The organism is Shinella kummerowiae, assembly GCF_009827055.1.
GTDB classification, from domain to species: Bacteria; Pseudomonadota; Alphaproteobacteria; order Rhizobiales; family Rhizobiaceae; genus Shinella; species Shinella kummerowiae.
The window spans coordinates 505,329-518,856 of sequence record NZ_WUMK01000001.1 but is presented as its reverse complement, the minus strand read 5'-3'; the positions used below and the strand labels follow the sequence as shown (position 1 = coordinate 518,856).

The following is a 13,528-nucleotide window of genomic DNA, read 5'->3' as shown; positions in this document are numbered from 1 at the left end:
TAATCGGCATTCTCGATTAATAAAGCGAATTCCGCAGCTTGCTGCCGGGCGTTTTGGTTGCCACAAATTCCCTGCAAAAAAGGGGAGAAAGAATGTCCGGACTGCCATCCCATGCGCGCGTCGTCATCATCGGCGGAGGTGCCGTCGGCGCGTCCGCGCTCTATCATCTGGCCAAGGCCGGCTGGACGGACTGCGTGCTCCTGGAAAAGAACGAGTTGACGGCCGGCTCCACCTGGCATGCCGCCGGCAACGTGCCGACCTTCTCGTCCTCCTGGTCGCTGATGAACATGCAGCGCTATTCCGCGTCGCTCTATCGCGAACTCGGCGATCTCGTCGACTACCCGATGAACTACCATGTCACGGGCTCCATCCGCCTCGGCCACTCGAGGGAGCGGTTGCAGGAGTTCAAGCGTGTCGTCGGCATGGGCCGCTACCAGGGCATGGATCTCGACATCCTCTCGCCCGATGAGATGCGCGGAAAATACCCCTTCCTTGAAACGCATGACCTGACCGGTGCGCTCTACGACCCCAATGACGGCGACATCGACCCGGCACAGTTGACGCAGGCGCTGGCCAAGGGCGCGCGTGACATGGGCGCAAAAATCTTCCGCTTCTGTCCCGCCACCGGCGTGCGCCGCGAGGGCGAAGAATGGGTGATTTCCACGCCGCAGGGCGACATCCGCTGCGAGAAGGTGGTCAATGCCGCCGGCTACTATGCCCGCGAGGTCGGCAAATGGTTCGGTCGCGACGTGCCGATGATGGTGATGAGCCATCAGTACATGCTGTTCGAGGAAATCCCGGAACTGGCCGCCTGGTCGCGCGAGGCCGGCCACAAGCTGCCGCTGCTGCGCGACGTCGACAGCTCCTATTACCTTCGCCAGGAAAAGACGGGCATGAACCTCGGTCCGTATGAGCGCAACTGCAAGGCGCATTGGGTAACGCCCGATGATCCGATGCCGGACGACTTTTCCTTCCAGCTTTTCCCGGACGATCTCGACCGCCTCGAATGGTATCTCAACGACGCCGTCGAGCGCGTGCCGATCCTTGGCACCGCCGGCCTGTCGCGCATGATCAATGGCCCCATTCCCTATGCGCCTGATGGTAACCCACTGATCGGCCCGATGCCCGGCGTGCCGAATGCCTTCGAGGCCTGCGTCTTCACCTTCGGTATCTGCCAGGCCGGCGGGGCAGGCAAGGTGCTGGCGGAGTGGGTGACGGAAGGCGAGACGGAATGGGACATGTGGTCCTGCGATCCGCGCCGCTACACGTCGTTTGCCGCCGACAAGGACTATTGCGTCGCCAAGGGCATGGAAATCTACGGCCACGAATATGCCATGCACTTTCCCAAACACGCCTGGCCGGCCGGGCGGGACATGAAACACTCGCCGATCCATGACCGCATGAAGGCGCTGGGCGCGCAGTTCAAGCCCTATAACGGCTGGGAGCGCGCCAACTGGTACGCCAAGCCTGGCGACGACACGTCGGAAGAATCGACCCAGACCTGGAACCGCGAAGGCCCCTGGCGGCCGCGCATCGAGGAGGAATGCCGTGCCGTCACCGAGGCCGCCGGCATTCTCGACCTGCCGGGTTTCTCGCGTTTCCGTGTGAAGGGTGAGGGGGCGACGGTTTGGCTTTCGTCGCTTATTACCGGCAAGGTGCCGAAGCCCGGCCGTATCGGGCTTGCCTATTTCTCCGACGACAAGGGCCGCATCGTCACGGAAATGTCGGTGATGATGCTGGACGAGGATTTCTTCTTCCTCATCACCGCCGCGACCGCCCAGTGGCATGATCTGGAGTGGCTGCAAAAGCACGCGCCCAAGGATGCCGCCTTCACCATCGACGATGTGACGGACAACTTCTCTTGCCAGATCCTCTCTGGCCCGACATCCCGCGCCATCCTCGCCGAGGTCACCGATGCGGATCTCCAGAAGGGCTGGCTGACGCATCAGAGCTGCCAGATCGCCGGCCGCTGGTGCCAGCTCGTGCGCGTTTCCTTCGCCGGCGAACTCGGCTGGGAAATCCATACGAAGGTCGAGGACACGAAGGCGATCTTCGATGCGGTCTGGGATGCAGGCCAGAAGCACGGCCTCAAGCCCTTCGGCATGGAAGCGCTCGACAGCCTGCGTATCGAGAAGGGCTATCGTGCCTGGAAGGGCGACCTTTCGACGGACTACACGATCCTGCAAGGCGGCCTCGACCGTTTCGTCGACTGGGCGAAGCCCGATTTCAAGGGCAAGGCGGCGCTGGAGCGCGAGAAACAGCAGGGCGTCACCAAGCGCTTCGTGACGCTGACGGTGGAGGCCGGCGACTGCGACGCGCCCTACATGTCGACGCTCTGGCACGCCGGCAAGGTGGTCGGCGAGACGACCTCCGGCAACTGGGGCTACCGCACCGGAAAATCCATCGCGCTCGGCATGCTGAAGGCCGACCTCGCCGTGCCCGGCACGGAAATCGAGGTGGAAATCTACGGCGACCGCTTCAAGGCGACCGTCCAGCCCGATGGACCGCTGTTCGACCCCAACAATGAAAGACTGCGTGCATGACGAAGCCCATTCCCTCCAAGGCGAGAGCCGTCATCATCGGCGGCGGCGTATCCGGTTGTTCGGTCGCCTATCATCTGGCCAAGCTCGGCTGGACGGATGTGGTGCTTCTGGAGCGCAAGCAGCTCACATCCGGCACGACGTGGCATGCGGCGGGTCTGATCGGGCAGTTGCGCGCCTCGCAGAACATGACGCGGCTCGCCAAATATTCCGCCGACCTCTACACCAAGCTCGAGGCCGAGACGGGCATCGGCACCGGCATGCGCCAGTGCGGTTCGATGACCGTGGCGCTCACCGAAGAGCGCAGGCAAGAGATCTACCGCCAGGCCTCGCTTGCCCGCGCCTTTGATGTCGATGTGCGCGAAATCACCGTCGATGAGGTGAAGGCGATGTATCCGCACCTCAACACGGCCGATGTGAAGGCCGCCGTGCACCTGCCGCTCGATGGCCAGTGCGACCCGGCCAATATCGCGATGGCTTTGGCCAAGGGCGCGCGGCAGAACGGCGCGACGGTGATCGAGAACGTCAAGGTGATCTCGGTTCTCACCAGGGACGGCCGGGTGACGGGCGTCACCTGCGAGCAGAACGGCGAGACCTTCACCATCGAGACCGACAACGTGGTTAACGCCGCCGGCATGTGGGGGCGTACGCTCGCCGACATGTCCGGCGTCACACTGCCGCTGCATGCCTGCGAGCATTTCTACATTGTTACGGAGCCGATCCCGAACCTGCAGCGACTGCCCGTGCTGCGCGTGCCGGACGAATGCACCTACTACAAGGAGGATGCCGGCAAGATGCTGATCGGCGCCTTCGAGTTGAAGGCCAAGCCCTGGGGCATGGACGGTATCTCAGAAGACTTCTGCTTCGACCAGTTGCCGGAGGATTTCGATCACTTCCAACCGATCCTGGAAAACGCCATCAATCGCATGCCGATGCTGGAAACGGCCGGCATCCACACCTTCTTCAACGGCCCGGAAAGTTTCACGCCGGACGATCGCTACTATCTCGGCGAGGCGCCGGAACTGAAGGGCTACTGGGTCGCCGCCGGCTACAATTCCATCGGCATCGTCTCCTCCGGTGGCGCTGGCATGGCGTTGGCGCAATGGATGAACGACGGCGAAGCGCCGTTCGATCTGTGGGAGGTCGATATCCGCCGCGCCCAGCCGTTCCAGAAGAACCGGACCTATCTGAAGGATCGTGTCTCCGAGACGCTCGGCCTGCTCTATGCCGACCACTTCCCCTATCGCCAGATGGCGACGGCCCGCGGCGTTCGCCGTTCGCCGCTGCATGAACACCTGAAGGTGCGCGGCGCGGTGTTTGGCGAAGTCGCAGGCTGGGAGCGCGCCAACTGGTTCGCCAACGAGGGGCAGGAGCGGGAATACCGCTATTCGTGGAAGCGGCAGAACTGGTTCGAGAACCAGAAACAGGAACACCTTGCGGTGCGCAACGGCGTCGGCCTGTTCGACATGACCTCCTTCGGCAAGATCCGCGTCGAGGGCCGCGATGCGCTCGCCTTCCTGCAACGCCTCTGCGCCAACCAGATGGACGTTGCACCCGGCAAGATCGTCTACACGCAGATGCTGAACCCGCGCGGCGGCATCGAGAGCGACCTGACGGTGACGCGGCTTTCGGAAACCGCCTTCTTCCTCGTCGTGCCGGGCGCGACGCTGCAGCGCGATCTCGCCTGGCTGCGCAAGCATCTGACGGACGAATTCGTCGTCATCACCGATGTCACGGCGGCCGAAAGCGTGCTTTGCGTCATGGGACCGAAGGCGCGTGATCTCATGCAGAAGGTGAGCCCCAACGACTTTTCCAATGCCGCCCATCCTTTCGCCTCGGCGCGGCAGATCGAGATCGGCATGGGTCTCGCCCGCGCCCACCGCGTCACCTATGTCGGCGAACTCGGTTGGGAGCTTTACGTCTCCACCGACCAGACGGCGCATGTCTTTGAAGCACTGGAGGAGGCCGGCGCGGATATCGGCCTGAAACTCTGCGGCCTGCACACGCTGGACAGTTGCCGCATCGAAAAGGCCTTCCGCCATTTCGGCCACGACATCACCGACGAGGACCATGTGCTGGAAGCCGGCCTCGGTTTTGCCGTGCGTACGAAGAAGGGCAATTTCATCGGCCGTGGTGCGGTGTTGCGCAAGGAGGAAGAAGGGCTGAAGCGCCGCATGGTGCAGTTCAAACTTGCCGATCCCGAGCCGCTGCTGTTCCACAACGAGGCCCTCGTGCGCGACGGCAGGATCGTGTCGACGATCACGTCGGGCAACTACGGCCACTATCTCGGCGGCGCCATCGGCCTGGGCTACGTGCCGTGCGAAGGCCAGAGCGAGGCGGATGTGCTGGCTTCCAGCTACGAGGTCGAGATTGCCGGCGTGCGGGTGAAGGCCGAGGCCTCATTGGCGCCGATGTATGATCCCAAGTCGGAAAGGGTACGCGCATGACCACGCTTGCCGAACGCCATCAGCGGTTTCACGACCTCCACCAGTCGGGTTGCTTCGTCATCCCGAATCCATGGGACATCGGCTCCGCCCGCATGATGGCGGCGTCCGGCGCCGTGGCGCTTGCCACCACCTCCGCCGGCTTTGCCTTCACGCTCGGCCGGCCGGATATGGGCCGCGTGACACGCGATGAGTCATTGAAGCACGCGGAAGACCTGGTGCGCGCAACGCCACTTCCGGTCTCCGGTGATTTCGAGAACGGGTTTGCTGATGCGCCGGAGGATGTTGCCGAAACCATCCGGCTCGCCGCCGAAGTCGGCCTGTCCGGCTGCTCGATCGAAGACACGCAGATGGTCGATGGCAACCCGGCCTATGGTTTCGATCTGGCCGTCGATCGCATCCGCGCCGCCGCCGATGCTGCCCGGTCACTCGGCCGTCCCTTCATTCTCTGCGCCCGCGCGGACGGCGTGATGAACGGCGTCTACGATCTCGATGAGGCCATCCGGCGCATCCAGGCCTTCGAGAAGGCGGGCGCCGACCTCGTCTATGTGCCCGTGCCGCCCGGCGCAGCGGAACTGAAGCGCGTGGTGCAATCCGTCGCAAAGCCGGTCAATGCGCTCGCCGCCGGGCCGCTACGTCAACTCACCGTGTCGCAACTGGCCGAAATCGGCGCGCGCCGCATCTCGCTCGGCTCGATGATCGCCCGCGTCACCCACGCGGCCATCGCCGAGCAGATGGAGGCCATCGTGAAGGATGGCAGTTTCGCCAAATTGTCCGCCGCTGCGTCGGGGGATCTCATCAACAAAATGCTTGCCGCGGGGGCGGGGGAGACGGACCATGAGTGAACAGGCAGTTTTGTCCCGGCGTTCCGGCGGCCGCGCTGCCCGCGTTGCCATGCGCGCAGCGCCCCTGGCGGAAAATGTCCGGCCGGTACGGCCGGGCCTGCCGGGTGGCCAGTACAAGCCGTTGACGGAGGCCGGTGTGCGCCGCATCCATGAAGCGGCCCTCGATGCGCTGGAAAATATCGGCCTCGCCAATGCGCCGAAATCCGGCGTGGAGATCATGACGGGGGCCGGCGCCATTCTCGGCGAAGACGGGCGGCTGCGCTTTCCGCGCGCGCTTGTGGAGGACATGCTGGCGCTCGCCGCGCGCGACATCACCCTCCATGGCCGCGATCCGAAATACGATCTCGAGCTGTCGGGCACGCGCGTCTATTACGGCACGGCGGGTGCAGCGGTGCATATCGTCGATGTCGAGAAGCGGGAGTACCGGGAATCGACGGCGAAGGACCTCTTCAACGCCTCCCAGCTCGTCCATCACCTCGACAACGTGCATTTCTTCCAACGCGCGATGGTCTGCCGCGACGTGCCCGACAATTTCCTGATGGATATCAACACGCTCTACGGTTGCTGTGCCGGCACCTCCAAGCATGTCGGCACCAGCTTCTCCGATCCTTCCCATGTGGCGGGTTGTTTCGACCTCATCCACATGATGGCCGGCGGCGAAGACAAATGGCGTGAACGGCCGTTCGTCTCGAATTCCAACTGCTTCGTCGTGCCGCCGATGAAGTTTGCCGAGGAAAGCTGCATCACCATGGAGGCCTGCATCAGGGCCGGCATGCCGATCCTGTTGCTGTCGGCGGGGCAGGCGGGGGCGACCGCGCCGGCGCCGCTCGCAACCGCCATCGTGCAGGCGGTCGCCGAGTGCCTTGCGGGCGTCGTCTATGTCAACGCCATGGCGCCCGGCCATCCGGCGATTTTCGGCACATGGCCCTTTGTCTCGGACCTGCGCACCGGTGCCATGTCGGGCGGCTCCGGCGAGCAGGCCCTGCTGACCGCCGGCTGCGCGCAGATGCACCAGTTCTACCGGCTTCCCGGCGGTGCCGCCGCCGGCATCGCGGATTCCAAGCTGCCCGATATGCAAGCCGGCTGGGAGCAGGCGATCTCCAATGTCATGGCGGGGCTTTCCGGCCTCAACATGGTCTATGAGGCGGTCGGCATGCATGCCTCGCTGCTCGGGTTCTGCCTGGAAAGCCTCGTGCTTGGCGACGACCTGCTCGGACAGGTCCAGCGCTGCGTGCGCGGCATCGACGTGACGGAGGATTCGGTCTCGCTGGAGACGATGCGCTCGGTCTGCCTTGACGGTCCGGGCCACTATCTCGGTGATCCGCAGACGCTCTCGCTGATGCAGACGGAATATGTCTATCCCGCCGTTGCCGACCGCACGAGCCCGAAGGAATGGGCGGAGATCGGCCGGCCCGACCTCGTGCAGAAAGCGATCGAACGTAAGAACCGCATCCTCGCCGAAGCCGGCGGCCCGCTCTTCGACTTTGCGACGGACCAGGCGGTGCGGGAGAAGTTCAGGATCTATTTCTGACCCGTTCGATAGTGATTCAACGGGCGGCTCTAACCGTTTGGTAATGCGATGGTTTTCGCATCCATGCTAGCCGCCGCGGCGGTCGAAATGGGTGCGGAGCGAGACATGCGTCTGTACGGTCGCGATGCCGGGCGTCGTTGCGATCTGCCGGCGCACGGTGTCGAGTTCGGCATTCGAGGCGCATTCCACGAGTAGCATGAGGTCCGTCTGCCCGGCGAGCGACCAGCAGGTCACGATATTCGGAATGCCGGTAAGATGCGGCACGATATGGTCGCAGTTGCGGCCTTGCTGGAAGCCGATGGCGATCAGCGCCTCCACGCCCGGCCGCTCCTTGTCGATGCCGAGCCGCACCGTATAACCGGCAATCACGCCTCTGGCCTCCAGCCGTCGGATGCGCTCATGCACGGCGCTGCGGGAGAGCGCGGTATGGCGTGCAAGCTCCACCAGGCTCTGGCGAGCATCGGCCCGAAGGGCCGCCAGCAGCAGCCTGTCCTTTTCGTCCAGTTCGTTCATCCGGTGTTTCCTCCCTTCTTTCGGACGATTGTCCGGCCATCCGTCACCTTGCTGCGCGAAACCGGACAAGAAAGCAACTATTTGTCGGTCATCGTTTCAAGGAGAGACCGATGCCGACCATACCGGAAAATGCCGTCCTGATCCCGATCGACATGCAGCGCGCCTTCGATGCAGCGCCCTGGCCGCAGCGCTGGAACGACCGGCTGGATGAAAACGGTCTCGCTCTGCTTTCCGCCTGGCGGGGTGCCGGGCGCCCGATCATCCACGTCCGCCACGACAGCGTCGAGCCGGGCTCGACCCTGCGGCCAGACGCATCGGGCAACGCGCTTCGGCCCGGCTTCGCGCCGCTGGCCGGCGAACCGCTGGTGACGAAAAGCGTCAATGCCGCCTTCATCGGCACGGACCTCGATCTGCGCCTGCGCCGCCTCGGCGCCGAGACGGTGGTGTTGTTCGGCATCTCGACGGATATGTGCGTCTCGACCAGCGTGCGCGTCGGCGCCAATATGGGCTACCACGTCATTCTGGTCGAAGATGCTTGCGACTGCTTCAACCTGCCGGACGGCGAGGGCGGCACGATCCCTGCAAGGGATATCCACCGCGCGCATGTTGCAACGCTCCGGCACGAATTTGCCACAGTACTCAGGACGGCAGAGCTTGTCGCGGCTGTCTAACGGGTGACCGCCCGCACATCGCGTGCGCCGAAATCCCATTCGGGAGTCGTGACAGGGTTGAGATCGCTGCCGGGGAAGACGGCGAAGGTGCTGAAGGGCTGGCTTTCGCCCGGCAGCACGCGCAACACGATCAGCGCGCTGTCGCGGCCGACCTCCCGGCACGTCCCGCTCGGGCAATCGGAGAGCACGACATCGAGCCGGAAGGATTGCATGGGCGACGTGCCCTTGTTGGCGATGCGGCCGGTCACGCGAAAACTTGTCTTCGTCTGGCCGGCAGCCGCCTGCATCTCCGAAAGCTCGACCGTGTCTTCCGTGAGGGCCGGTACCGCGGGGGTTGGCGTCACGGCCTCGCCGGAGGGCGCGCGTTCATCGACGAACCAGATGAGAAGGGCGCTCGCAAGGCCAAGGGCCACCACGATGGTGAGGGCCGGCTCGACCCAGCTCTGAAAGCGCCGGAAACGCAATGCGAGATACAGAATTGCCGCCGCCGCGACTGCAAATGCCCAGATCATTCAGGTCCTCCTGAATATGCTATAGCCTGCGCGACGAGCGGCCGGAAGGTCAGACGCTTCACTTTGGCTTGAGACTGATCCAGTAGGCACCGTCGAAGGGTACGGCGGCGAAGCGTTCGTTGATTTCCTTCAATGTCTGGTCGGGATCGACATCGGCAAAGATCTCCGGCCGCAGCCAGTGCGCGAAGGCTTCGGCGGCAAGGATGTTGAGCGGCACGGCATTGAAGAAGTTCCAGAGGCCGTAGACACGCTTCTCCTTCACAGCCTTGAGGTTTGCGAGGAACGGGCTGGTGACGGCACGGGCCAGCGTCTCGCGCGCTTCGTTGGGATCGACGCCGGGGCCAATCGAGAACGAGCTGTAGGTGCCGCCCGGTGAGGCGGTGGCGATATAGGCGTCGGGATCGGCCGCGACGATGAATTCCGCATTGACGATACCGCCTTGCGCCGGCAGGCTTTCGGCAATGCTGCGGCTGCCAGTGATGGCGATGAAGGCGCCGAAGCCGCCGGTGCCATAGGCATAGCAGCACTTTTCCGGGTTCGGGAACGCATCCATCAGCACGGTCGGGCCGGGTTCGGGATGCTGGACAACACGATCGCGGATACGTTTGACACGCGCCTCGTAGAAGTCGGCAAAAGCGTTCGCCTGCTCCTCCCGGTTCAGCACCTGGCCGAGAAGCCGCATATTGCCGGCGGTGTTGTTCAGCGCGTCGCTGTTGAAATCGACGACGAAGACCGGAACGCCGCTTTGCTCCAGATAGGTGATGGCCTGCTTGCCGAGTTCGGTGTCGGCCTGCCAGTTGGCGAGGATGGCAAGATCCGCCTTCAGCGAGAGCACGGTTTCGAAGGACATGGTGATGCCATCCCCGATGATCGGCACGTCTGCGATCTTCGGGAACTTGTCCTTGAAGCGGGCATAGATTTCCGGATTGTCGCCCTTCATGTCACCCGCCCAGCCGGCAAGCAGGCTTACCGGGTCGGGGTGGATCAGCGAAAGCGCGACGAGATTGAAGCCGCTGCCGAGCAGGATGGCCTTCGGTTCCGCCGGGATGGTGACCTCGCGGCCGAGCGCATCCGTCACGGTCAGCGGGTATTGCACCTCGGCGCGGACGGGGAAGGTAGCCCACAGCAGGACGGCAGCGAGGAAGGTGAAGAGGCGCAGGATCATTGTTTTCTCAGTTCCGGAAGGGCGCAGAGTTCGCCGCAGCCCGGGATGCCGGGCAGCATATAGCGCAGGCAGCAGACCTTGCGGCGACAGTGGACGGCACCGGCCTCCAATTCGTGGCGCAGGCAGCCGTGGAAGGGATTGCGGCTGCCGTTCGCGAGCAGCGGGCAATCGAAAAGCGGGCGCGACGGCCAGTGGTCTTCGCCCTCGGGCGGTGCCTGGTCGGTCGTGTTGAAGGCGTAGTCGATGTAGACGGCGGCGTTGTTCCAGGCAAGTTTTGGCGCGATGCCGGATTTTTCTTTGAGCAGCGCGATAGCGCGGGAAAGGTGGCAATCGACCAGCGGCGTGATGAGATCGACAAGATCCTTGCCATCGCTCCAGTCACCCTCATGCGGCAGGCCGAAGGCGCGCGGCAGGCCGTCCTCGCCGATGGCGATGGTCATCTCGTCGAAGGCGATCGGCAGCGTCATTTCCGCCCGTCGCGCCACGACATAGGGGATCGTCAGCGCCGAAAAATAATACAGCGACCAGAAGGAGGCCGCCGCCCGCCGGTCGGCATTGCCGTGGCTTGCCGCATAGCGGTCGAGCGTTTCGGCAAAGCCGTCTCCGGCCAGGAAATCGCCAAGTGGGATGGCGCCCTCGAGGTCCGACGAGAGCATCATCTTCTCGCCGCACCAAGCATGTTCACCGGTAAAGACCGCCTTCAGACCGTTGGGCCTGAAAGCGGTCTCACCGTCCTGGGAGGATTGGATCGTCAAGGGCTTACCATGAGTATTTCAAGCTGCCGATAACCGTGCGGCCCTGGTCACGGTAGCAATAGCCGGCCGAGCATACGGAGTCGCGGCGGTTGAAGAGGTTCGTCGCGTTCACTTGAAGCTTCAAACCTTCGAAGTCCTTGTTGATCGCGGCGAAATCGTAGGAGATCGACGCATCGACGAGGGCGCGCGAGCTGTTCGTGGTCGTGTTTTTGTCGTCGCCATAGCTCGAACCCAGGAAACGCACGCCCGCGCCGACGCCGAGACCGGCCAAGGCGCCGTCTTCCGGCATGGCGTAATGCGCCCAAAGCGACGCCATGTGGTTTGGCACGGAAGAGACTTCTTTTCCGACGGTGCCGGTCGGACCATCGAGGATTTCGGTCTTGGTATAGGTGTAGGACGCGATCAGCGACAGGCCGTTGTCCAAGGAGGTGTTTGCCTCGAACTCGAAGCCGCGCGAGCGGATTTCGCCGCGCTGGACCTGCGCATTGGTGACGGTGCCGTCGGGGAGTGTCACGACCTCATAATACAGGCTGTTCTTCTGATCGATATTGAAGAGGGCGGCCGTCAGCAGCGTGTTGCTGTTCGGCAGCAGGTATTTCACACCGATTTCCTGCTGTTCGCTTTCCGTCGGCTTGAAGGGATCGCGGGTTTCGACGTCGACACCGCCATTCGGCGAAAATGCGGTCGAGTAGCTGGCATAGGGCGTGATGCCCCATTGCGTTTCATAGGTCACGCCGGCGCGCCAGGTGAAGTCGCGGTCCCTTTGCTTGGTCGTGCCCACGGTGCCGGAGGTCAGGTCGGTATCGTCGGTATCGGTCGATACCCAGTCGTAACGGCCGCCAAGCGTCAGCGTAAGCGCGTCGTAGCGAATCTGATCCTGAAGATAGAGGCCGGTGATGATCTGGTCCTGTACGGTCTTCGTCTGGAAGGCGATCGGCCCAACCGGACGCCCCGCCGTGGGATTGTCGGTGTCGATCGGCGGCGTAGAGCCGTAGCCGTTGAGTGACTTCCAGTAGATCTTGGTCAGATCGATACCGCCGAGCAACGTGTGCTCAAACGCACCTGTCTCGAATTTCGCCTCGAGCTGATTGTCGATCGTGTAGGTGTTCAGCCATTCTTCATAGGTGCCTGCCGTGCCTTCGAGAAGGGTCGGATCGTCTTCGTTGCGCTCGGATGCGAACGCCCAGTCGGCGTCGATATTGAGCCACGATGCACGGGCGTTCTGGCGGAAGACGAAGACGTCGTTCAGGCGGTGCTCGAACTCGTAGCCGATACGGCCCTGGTCCTGGATGGCATCGTTGAAGGCCGGATTGCCCGCGAAGATGTCGGTGACCTTGCCGGCCGCACCGTCGAAGAAGTAAGCCGCCGTGCCACCGGTCTCGGTGCGGGAATATTCGCCGAGAATGGTGAGCTTCGTGTCTTCGTCCGGCTTCCACGTAAAGGCTGGCGCAATATAGGCGCGGTTATCCGGAACGCCGACCTGTTCGGTGTCCGACTCACGAAGCAGACCGGTCAGGCGATAGTAGAACGGGTCTTCCTCGTTGACCGGGCCGGAGAAATCGAACTGGCCCTGGTAACGATCGTGGCTGCCATACTGCACCTCGACTTCGCGCAAGGCCTCTTCCGTCGGGCGCTTGCTGATGAGGTTGTAGAGGCCGCCGGCGCCGGCAGGACCGTAAAGTGCCGAGGACGGGCCGCGCAGGATCGAGACACCTTCAAGGCCGTAGGGCTCCGTCTTGAACAGTGACGAGCCGAAGCCGGGCTGGCGCAGGTTATCGCGATAGACACTGTTATAGGTAACGTCGAAACCGCGCAGGGTGAAGCTGTCAAAGCGCGGGTCGAAGCCGTAGCCGCCGACACGCGTGCCTGGCGTATAGGCGATGGTTTCCAGCAATGTCTGTGGATTGCGGTCTTCCAGCTGCTGCTTGGTGACCGAGGAAATCGATTGCGGATTCTGGATGAAGGGTGTGTCGGTTTTGGAGCCCGTGGCGCTGCTCTTGCCGACATACCCGTCGGCCGTGATCACGCCGCCGCTGCCGCCGTTGATGACGATCTCTTCGAGAACGGTCGCGCCGCTTTCCGCCGTGGTTGCTGCCTGATCCTGCGCCATGGCGACGGTGGTGAGTGTAAGGAGCGAGGTGCCGGCGAGGGCCAGGCGAGACATCGTGCGGAAACGAGTGGGCATGCGGATCACTTTCTGACGGACAATCAATAATATGATTGTTTTCATCAGGATTAAGGATGGCCGCAAGGAATTATATGACTCAAGTACTCATGTTTAAGTCCGTGTTGCGCGATTGCAACACGGACTGTGGATGATCTGCACTCAGAAGGCGAGGCTGCCGGCCATGAATGCAAGCACAACGAAAATGAAGAAGATGATGAGGGCGATCGAGAAAAGAACCTTGGCGATGGTGGCCGTCGCGGCAGACACGCCGGAGAATCCCAGGAAGCCGGCGATCAGCGAGATAACAAGAAAAATCAGTGCCCATTTCAGCATGGCGATGCCTCCGATGATATCGGAGGAAGACGCGCGACGGGTGAAATTGTTC

At 63.1% G+C, this 13,528-nt stretch carries 11 protein-coding genes; 5 read left to right on the top strand and 6 right to left on the bottom strand.

Annotation, left to right across the window (positions count from 1 at the left end; translation table 11 throughout):
• Positions 1 to 92: 92 nt before the first annotated feature.
• The 4 genes from GR138_RS02390 to GR138_RS02375 are packed head-to-tail and all read left to right on the top strand — an operon-like array spanning position 93 to position 7,360.
• The gene (locus tag GR138_RS02390) at positions 93 to 2,543 is read left to right on the top strand and encodes a GcvT family protein (protein WP_160857005.1); all 2,451 of its coding nucleotides are present in this window, start codon (positions 93 to 95) and stop codon (positions 2,541 to 2,543) included.
• Positions 2,540 to 4,987 (top strand): GcvT family protein, encoded by a 2,448-nt coding sequence (locus GR138_RS02385; RefSeq protein ID WP_160857004.1) that lies wholly within the window; start codon positions 2,540 to 2,542, stop codon positions 4,985 to 4,987. The genes GR138_RS02390 and GR138_RS02385 overlap by 4 nt, the downstream gene beginning before the upstream one ends.
• Positions 4,984 to 5,829 carry an isocitrate lyase/PEP mutase family protein gene (locus tag GR138_RS02380; protein WP_160857003.1) on the top strand — a complete coding sequence of 282 codons (846 nt, stop codon included), beginning with the start codon at positions 4,984 to 4,986 and terminating at the stop codon, positions 5,827 to 5,829. Before GR138_RS02385 ends, GR138_RS02380 begins: the two co-directional genes overlap by 4 nt.
• Positions 5,822 to 7,360 carry a trimethylamine methyltransferase family protein gene (locus GR138_RS02375; protein WP_160857002.1) on the top strand — a complete coding sequence of 513 codons (1,539 nt, stop codon included), beginning with the start codon at positions 5,822 to 5,824 and terminating at the stop codon, positions 7,358 to 7,360. The genes GR138_RS02380 and GR138_RS02375 overlap by 8 nt, the downstream gene beginning before the upstream one ends.
• Before the next feature lie 66 nt (positions 7,361 to 7,426).
• Here GR138_RS02375 and GR138_RS02370 read toward each other — a convergent pair whose 3' ends face one another.
• On the bottom strand, positions 7,427 to 7,873 hold the full coding sequence (locus tag GR138_RS02370; RefSeq protein WP_160857001.1) for an Lrp/AsnC family transcriptional regulator: 447 nt from the start codon (positions 7,871 to 7,873) through the stop codon (positions 7,427 to 7,429).
• 110 nt (positions 7,874 to 7,983) lie between these two features.
• Between GR138_RS02370 and GR138_RS02365 the strand changes: the two genes are divergently transcribed.
• A complete protein-coding gene (locus GR138_RS02365; protein WP_160857000.1) occupies positions 7,984 to 8,544 on the top strand; it encodes a cysteine hydrolase family protein in 561 nt (186 codons plus the stop codon).
• Here the strand turns inward: GR138_RS02365 and GR138_RS02360 are convergent.
• The 5 genes from GR138_RS02360 to GR138_RS02340 all read right to left on the bottom strand — a co-directional run bounded on the left by GR138_RS02360 (position 8,541) and on the right by GR138_RS02340 (position 13,476).
• On the bottom strand, positions 8,541 to 9,056 hold the full coding sequence (locus GR138_RS02360; RefSeq protein WP_160856999.1) for a hypothetical protein: 516 nt from the start codon (positions 9,054 to 9,056) through the stop codon (positions 8,541 to 8,543). The two genes, GR138_RS02365 and GR138_RS02360, sit on opposite strands and share 4 nt — an antisense overlap.
• Positions 9,057 to 9,114: 58 nt before the next feature.
• Positions 9,115 to 10,221 carry an ABC transporter substrate-binding protein gene (locus tag GR138_RS02355; protein ID WP_160856998.1) on the bottom strand — a complete coding sequence of 369 codons (1,107 nt, stop codon included), beginning with the start codon at positions 10,219 to 10,221 and terminating at the stop codon, positions 9,115 to 9,117.
• Positions 10,218 to 10,880: a siderophore-iron reductase FhuF gene (gene fhuF / locus GR138_RS02350; protein ID WP_160857403.1), complete on the bottom strand. Its 663-nt coding sequence runs from the start codon at positions 10,878 to 10,880 to the stop codon at positions 10,218 to 10,220. Before fhuF ends, GR138_RS02355 begins: the two co-directional genes overlap by 4 nt.
• Positions 10,881 to 10,980: 100 nt before the next feature.
• Complete coding sequence (locus GR138_RS02345; RefSeq protein ID WP_160856997.1) at positions 10,981 to 13,161, bottom strand: TonB-dependent siderophore receptor; 2,181 nt, start codon at positions 13,159 to 13,161, stop codon at positions 10,981 to 10,983.
• Between the two features lie 141 nt (positions 13,162 to 13,302).
• Positions 13,303 to 13,476: a DUF1328 domain-containing protein gene (locus GR138_RS02340; protein WP_160856996.1), complete on the bottom strand. Its 174-nt coding sequence runs from the start codon at positions 13,474 to 13,476 to the stop codon at positions 13,303 to 13,305.
• Positions 13,477 to 13,528 lie beyond the last annotated feature (52 nt).

Bases quoted from the DNA above. Each gene is read 5' to 3' on its own strand.
- GR138_RS02385 (WP_160857004.1), top strand. From the start codon at position 2,540: ATGACGAAGCCCATTCCCTCCAAGGCGAGAGCCGTCATCATCGGCGGC.
- GR138_RS02370 (WP_160857001.1), bottom strand. From the start codon at position 7,873: ATGAACGAACTGGACGAAAAGGACAGGCTGCTGCTGGCGGCCCTTCGG.
- fhuF (WP_160857403.1), bottom strand. From the start codon at position 10,880: ATGATGCTCTCGTCGGACCTCGAGGGCGCCATCCCACTTGGCGATTTC.
- GR138_RS02360 (WP_160856999.1), bottom strand. From the start codon at position 9,056: ATGATCTGGGCATTTGCAGTCGCGGCGGCGGCAATTCTGTATCTCGCA.
- GR138_RS02390 (WP_160857005.1), top strand. From the start codon at position 93: ATGTCCGGACTGCCATCCCATGCGCGCGTCGTCATCATCGGCGGAGGT.
- GR138_RS02340 (WP_160856996.1), bottom strand. From the start codon at position 13,476: ATGCTGAAATGGGCACTGATTTTTCTTGTTATCTCGCTGATCGCCGGC.
- GR138_RS02365 (WP_160857000.1), top strand. From the start codon at position 7,984: ATGCCGACCATACCGGAAAATGCCGTCCTGATCCCGATCGACATGCAG.
- GR138_RS02355 (WP_160856998.1), bottom strand. From the start codon at position 10,221: ATGATCCTGCGCCTCTTCACCTTCCTCGCTGCCGTCCTGCTGTGGGCT.
- GR138_RS02380 (WP_160857003.1), top strand. From the start codon at position 4,984: ATGACCACGCTTGCCGAACGCCATCAGCGGTTTCACGACCTCCACCAG.
- GR138_RS02375 (WP_160857002.1), top strand. From the start codon at position 5,822: ATGAGTGAACAGGCAGTTTTGTCCCGGCGTTCCGGCGGCCGCGCTGCC.
- GR138_RS02345 (WP_160856997.1), bottom strand. From the start codon at position 13,161: ATGCCCACTCGTTTCCGCACGATGTCTCGCCTGGCCCTCGCCGGCACC.